Here is a 5975-nt window from a genome sequence, read left to right as displayed (position 1 = left end):
TCGACATCTACACATGCGGGGCCCACAGCAAGCCCTTCAAGGCGGTGGAGTACGTCCTGAAGACGGTCAAGGCCAAACGCAGCCACATCACGGAGATAACTCGCGGGCTCGACGACGACGACCAGGTCTTTTACCACTCCTTCATCACGTGGGAGGAAATCCTGAGGAAGAACGGGGACACCGAGAAGGCCGACTCCTGAGGGCGATGAAGAGACTGGGATGAAGGAATAAGGACGCTGGAACATGGATGACGGCCTGAGGTGCGTTCCCCGGCTCCTCATCGCGGCAACCCGGAGCGGTTCGGGCAAGACGACGATCGTCGGCGGGCTCTTGGCCGCCCTGCGCGGGCGCGGACTTCGCGTCTGCGGGTACAAGATCGGCCCCGACTACATCGACCCCGGCCATCATCGGCTGGCGGGGAACTGCCCCGTCTGCAATCTGGACACCTGGCTGACCGACGAACGGGCCATGACGGCCCTTTTCGTCCGGACCTCCCGCGGGGCCGACATCGCCGTGACGGAGGGGGTCATGGGGCTCTACGACGGGGGGCGCGGGGGCATCGGCAGCAGCGCGCAGATCGCGAAGATCCTGAGGCTTCCCGTCGTTCTGGTGATCGACGTGCGCTCCATGGGAGAGAGCGCGGCGGCGGCGGCCCTGGGGTTTTGGGAGTACGACCGGGAGGTCGACCTTCGGGGCGTGATCCTGAACCGCCTGGGCTCCGAAGCCCACCTGGAGACGGTCCGCGAGGGGCTCCGGAGGGTGGGGATCCCCCTCCTCGGGGCTTTGAGGCGCGACGACGCGCTGACCCTGCCCGAGCGGCACCTCGGCCTGGTCCCCGCCGGAGAGTCTCCGGATCTGGAGCGCATCGGGCGCATCCGCGACGCGGTGGAGCGCGGGGTGAACCTCGACCTGCTCCTGGCCGCGGCCCGCTCCGCACCGCCGATCGAGGCGGAGCTCCCCGCCGCACCGCCCCCCTTCGCCAGGGGCGTGCGCCTTGCCGTGGCGCGCGACGAGGCGTTCTCCTTCTACTACCCCGAGAGCCTCTCCGCGCTGGAGGACCGGGGCGCGGAGCTGACGTTCTTCAGCCCGATGCGGGACACGGCCCTGCCCGACGCGCACGGCGTCATCCTGGGCGGCGGGTTCCCCGAGGTCTTCGCGCGCGAGCTCTCGGCCAACGGGCCCATGCGCGCCGCCATGGCGAGGGCCGCGGAGCTGGGGATGCCGTTCTTTGCGGAATGCGGCGGGTTCATGTACCTGACCCGTTCCATCACGGACCTTCGGGGGGAGACGTTCGAGATGGCGGGGCTCGTGCCCGCCCGATGCCGGATGAACGACCGGCTTCAGACCGTGGGCTACGTGGAGGCCCGGGCCCTGCGGGACACGGTGCTCTGTCCCGAGGGGGCGGTGCTGCGCGGACACGAGTTCCACTTCTCCGTCGTCGAGCCCGACGACGGGCTATTCCCCTTCGCGCTCGACATCACGAGGGTCCGAACCGGCGCATCCAGGCCCGGAGGCTACGCCAAAGGGAACGTGCTGGGCTCCTACCTGCACCTGAACTTCATGGGCAGCCCGGCGGCCGCGGACCACTTTCTGCGGCGCTGCCTGGAGTTCAGAAACTCCAGGGGGCTGCGGGAGGGTCTGGGGCCCACGGCGTAAACCCCGCAGACGAAAAATCCAGAAGATTTATCCCCGCCCTATTGACTTTGAGACGCCGAACCCTTATGATGACGCCCATCCCGGAAGCGCCGGACGCTCTTCGAAAATGGAGGTGAACCGCATGAATCGCGGATGGACACGCCGTACGGCCATTGGCCTCGATCGCTTTTACTTTAGCTTTAGCTCGACATGCGGGGATCCCTTTCGAATGAGGATCGGCGTATCGCTTGCCCGTTGAGCTGAGGCCGCCGGAATCATACGGAAAAAGGGGCTCCCGCACCGAACGTGCGGGGGTCTTTTTTATTTCGGGACACGAGAGGAGAACGGAAGGATGAACGTCAACGTATCGCTGTGTATTTTGATTGGGTATGCCCTGCTGCTGTCGGCCATCACCTGGAAGGCGTCGAAGATCCAAGCCGCAGGAGAGGGAAAGATGCTGAACTACCTCATGGCGGGGCAGCAGCTCCCCACGGGCCTGGTTGCGGTGATGCTGGCCGGGCTGGCGATCGGCGGGGCCTCGACGGTCGGCGTCGCGGAGCATGCCTATACGGCGGGGTTCTCCGCCGGATGGTACAACGGCGCATGGGCCGCAGGCGGCCTCTTCGTCGGGCTCTTCCTGGCCGCGCGATTCCGCCGCATGAGCCAGCACACGGTTCCGGAGATGATGGGAGCGGCCTTCGGCCCCAAGGCCCGGCTCGTCGGCGTCGTGGCCCAGCTTCTGATCATGATGACGATCACCGCGCTTCAATACGTCGCGGGCGGCGCCATCCTTGCGTCCATGCTTCCGGGACTCTTCACCCTCAAGACCGGCATGATCGCCTCGGCCGCCGTCTTCATCGCCATCACCCTGACCGGAGGCTACTGGGCCAGCGGACTCACCAACGTCGTCAACGTCGTCATCATCTACGTCGGAATCTTTACGGCGCTCTGGGGCGGAGTGCGCGGTTTCGGCGGGGTCGAGAACATCCTGAAGGCCCTGCCCGAGGGAAAGGCCTGGTTCGACCCCGTGGAGGGCATCGGCTCCGCCATTCTGGCCGCCTGGATGGCCGTCATGATCACGATGGCCTGTTCCACACAGGCCGCCGTCCAGATCGCCCTGTCGGCCCGGGACGAGCGCTCCGCGCGCAATGGGTTCCTTCTCGGGGCCCTGCTGATCTTTCCCGCCGGTTTCCTGTGCTCCCTGTTCGGGATCATGGCCGCGTCGCAGTTTCCCGGCCTTCCGAACCCCACCCTGGCCCTGCCCACCATCGCGGCTCACATCAGCCCCCTGATCGGAGGGCTCTTTCTGGCCGGGCTGTGGGCCGCGGACGTCTCCACCGCGGTAGGGCTTCTCATGGGCAGCTCCACGCTCCTGGTGCAGGACGTGCTGAACCATCTGCCCCTCCGTTCCGAACGCGCGGACTCGGGCCTTCTCATGTCCCGGTTTGCCGTCCTGTTCGTCAGCGCCTGCTCCTTCGTCCTCTCCCTGACGGTGGTCGGCATCCTCAAGACGCTCACCTCGGGGCTGGCCATCACGACCTCCTTCACCCTGCTGATCCTAGCCAACCTCTACGCACCGCGCCTCTGCAAGCGCTCCGCCGGGTTCCTCACCATCCTGGCCTCCCTCGTCGTCTGGGCGCTCTGGACCTGGGTCCCCGCAACGCGCGTCGGCCCGCACCTGATCTTCCTGGAATGGCCCGTCTGCCTGGCGGTATTCGCCCTGTGCGCCGTCCTGGACCCCCGTCCGGCCGGTCGTCTGGTGCCGGACGACGGAGAAGCGGCCGTCCGGGGACGCACCGCGCTGGAGAGCTAGAGGGTTCGGGCAGGAATACGAGCGGGGCCGTACGCATGCGAACGTACGGCCCTTTCCGTCGTCATTCCCATTGCGACGGCCATTTTTTCTCCTTCAGATTTTTCCCCTTCAGCCGAGCCTGCCTCGTGGAAGCAATGCAGCTTGAGACCTGTCATTATAGTTGCCGGGCATTCATGCCGTCGCCCTCCGAATGAATCGAAGAGCGCTTTATCAACCGTTTTGCAAAATCCCTCGTTTCATCGTAGCAATCATACAGGCACTCCTTAAGAATCTTCATCGGCACCCCCCCGCAGCGATGCATCGCTCTTACGATATAGTGCCTGCAAAACGCACACTCGCCTCGTCGATAGGTATGCAGAAGGATGGGTAACGCATTTGCGGAACGGTGACAGCAGTATATTTCCCCAATATCCTGTTGGACATGGTGCGGGATGACGCCCGATTTACCAATCAGTCCGGCAATGAGGGCGTCGTCTGTTTTCCTGTAGTTTCTTATGAGCAAAGCGAGCGCAAAAGAGCCCAGGCCCTTCCGTTCCAGCAGTTGGACGGCCAGATCATGAATCCTCTTATCTTTGAACGCTTCCAGGCAATCTATGGCAGATTCCGCCAGCAACGTATTTTCAGACTAGGCGTACTCCATAAGAGGGGAGATATCCAGCGGAAACGGCCTGCGCCAAGTCGTCTTCAAACCGAAGGGCTTCAAAAGCAGAGCCCTTACCGTCTCGTGCTCTTCATGCAAAGCCGCATGCGCCAGATCCCGCATTTCGGAATCGGATGCTTTTTTGGCAAACCTGTATATGGAGCCGGTCATTTTTAGGCGCGGACGCTCTTCGGCGGCCAGCCCTCTCGCAATTTGCAGCAGGTCGTCAATCGTTATTTTTCTGCGCTTGGCTTCCGCCTGAAATGGGTTCACCCCATCCGACCTGATTTTCAATGTATCCACAAGGGCCTTGACGGCAGCCGAACGTCCATAGTTCCTGTCGAGAAATGCGTCGACTTTCTTCTTTCCGAAGACGTTTTTGACCCTGACCTCGAACCATTCGTCGTACATTGCCCGGTTTTCGGAGTCGCGCAGAAGGATTTTGCCGACATCCTCGGCATAGCGCTTGAATGCGGAAAAACCGTCCAGGTACAGGAGATGAAAAACGACCTCGTCCCATTGAGAGCACTCGTGCACAGGCGGGGTCTCTCTGAGCCGCCCCTTTTTCGACGCGAAATAGTCGTATTTGGAATGCAATGCATCTCTGGCGTCCTCGCTTCCGTCATCCGCAAATCGATAGAGGATCGCCGACAGCTGATAGAACAATCCGTCATAACAGCGCGAAAGAAACTTTTCTATAATTGCCCTCTCGTAATATTCCGGTTCCCCGGACGCCAAAAGAGCGTCGTACAGATAATATCCCTTCGTCCCTTCCGATTGCCAGTCGTAGGAGATATCACGTAAACAACAGCGCAGCAGCACGTCCCGATACGCTGTTTTATTCCCGGCATTTTTCAACTCCATGATTGCGCTGCCCAAACCGCGGCGCAATGCTTGTGAAAAAGTTCTTTCGGTCATAGATACCGCCCCAGTGGATCTTCAAACACAGCGTCCCATCCGTAATATCTCGATCTCGCTCGATCGCGACAGGACGAGGCGACAGTTTCCATCGATGTTGTCCTCCCCATACATCGTTTCGAGGGGTTGGTCCAGGCCGTTTTCTTCCCCGCGCTTATTATATATCTCGGATTTACAATCGAAACGCAACAGCAGGGGGAGAGAAGAGATAAAAAAGGCCCGCAAGTGGCAGTTGTTCGCGGTCAATGAATTTTACGGGCACAAACAGCGAAGGAGACCGACTCCCAGAGTCTGCCCCTTCCTCTAAAATTTCTAATGGGAAGGGTATGGGTTGCCACCGTCAGACCTCGCAGGGGACATCTTAAAGCCGTGCTCAGGGATGCGGGTTCCGAAGGATCGCCGGCCCCCTGAACCGAAGTCCCTCGACGATCGGCAGGGAGCTCCGGCGAAATCCCGTCAAAGGCGCCTACAGTGCCCACGAGGAGGACAAGCTCTAGCGTCTGCACCGAAAACGCTGTCGGCCGGCCTTCACGCTGGAGGACAAAGCGCTGCCGTCCCGTCTCCGGACTCGGCTCGAGGAGGGCTGGCCGCCGGAACGGATCAAGGGCAGGGAATCCCTCGAGGTATCCGTAAACACGATCTACCGGGCCGTGAAGTCCGGGCGATTGTCCTTTGAAGCGAGAGGACACCTGCCTGTCCTGCAGGGGGGCGCAAGAGCAAACCCACGGGAGGAAAACGCGGCCATATGGCCGGGGTCCTATCAGGGACACCGTTTCCATCGAGCTTCGACCCAAGGACATTGAGCAGAGGCTTTACGTCGAAGACTGGAAGGTGGACGCCGTTCTGGGCAAGCCGGGGACTGAGGTCTGGTTACCGTGGTTGACCGAAAGGCTCGCCTGCTGCTGGCAGCAAAGATCGAAGACAAGACTGCGGCTGCTGTTCAGGTTGCCCTGATCCGTCTGCTCGATG

The 5975-nt window shown here is 61.8% G+C and carries 4 protein-coding genes and 1 pseudogene; 4 read left to right on the top strand and 1 reads right to left on the bottom strand.

Going from position 1 to position 5975, the window contains the following annotated elements:
- The 3 genes from Q0176_RS06920 to Q0176_RS06910 all read left to right on the top strand — a co-directional run.
- Positions 1-200, top strand: a 200-nt coding sequence (locus Q0176_RS06920; RefSeq protein ID WP_366797309.1) for an S-adenosylmethionine decarboxylase, incomplete at its 5' end; no start/stop codon positions are given.
- Positions 201-243: 43 nt separating this feature from the next.
- Positions 244-1656: a cobyrinate a,c-diamide synthase gene (locus Q0176_RS06915; RefSeq protein ID WP_299300639.1), complete on the top strand. Its 1413-nt coding sequence runs from the start codon at positions 244-246 to the stop codon at positions 1654-1656.
- Between the two features lie 331 nt (positions 1657-1987).
- Positions 1988-3448, top strand: coding sequence for a sodium:solute symporter family protein (locus Q0176_RS06910; RefSeq protein ID WP_299300635.1), 1461 nt, complete (start codon positions 1988-1990; stop codon positions 3446-3448).
- 625 nt (positions 3449-4073) lie between these two features.
- On the opposite strand, the gene Q0176_RS06905 is transcribed toward Q0176_RS06910, so the two are convergent.
- Complete coding sequence (locus Q0176_RS06905; RefSeq protein WP_299300632.1) at positions 4074-5006, bottom strand: hypothetical protein; 933 nt, start codon at positions 5004-5006, stop codon at positions 4074-4076.
- A gap of 368 nt (positions 5007-5374) precedes the next feature.
- Between Q0176_RS06905 and Q0176_RS06900 the strand changes: the two are divergent.
- A pseudogene (locus tag Q0176_RS06900) lies at positions 5375-5482 on the top strand (helix-turn-helix domain-containing protein); the annotation flags it as partial.
- Positions 5483-5975: the final 493 nt, after the last annotated feature.

Source organism: uncultured Fretibacterium sp. (genome assembly GCF_938040765.1).
Taxonomy (GTDB): Bacteria; Synergistota; Synergistia; order Synergistales; family Aminobacteriaceae; genus CAJPSE01.
This window is presented reverse-complemented; position numbering and strand designations above follow the sequence as displayed.

What these genes read in the sequence shown, in the direction of transcription:
- Q0176_RS06905 (WP_299300632.1), bottom strand. Translation starts at nt 5,006, where the DNA reads ATGACCGAAAGAACTTTTTCACAAGCATTGCGCCGCGGTTTGGGCAGC.
- Q0176_RS06915 (WP_299300639.1), top strand. Translation starts at nt 244, where the DNA reads ATGGATGACGGCCTGAGGTGCGTTCCCCGGCTCCTCATCGCGGCAACC.
- Q0176_RS06910 (WP_299300635.1), top strand. Translation starts at nt 1,988, where the DNA reads ATGAACGTCAACGTATCGCTGTGTATTTTGATTGGGTATGCCCTGCTG.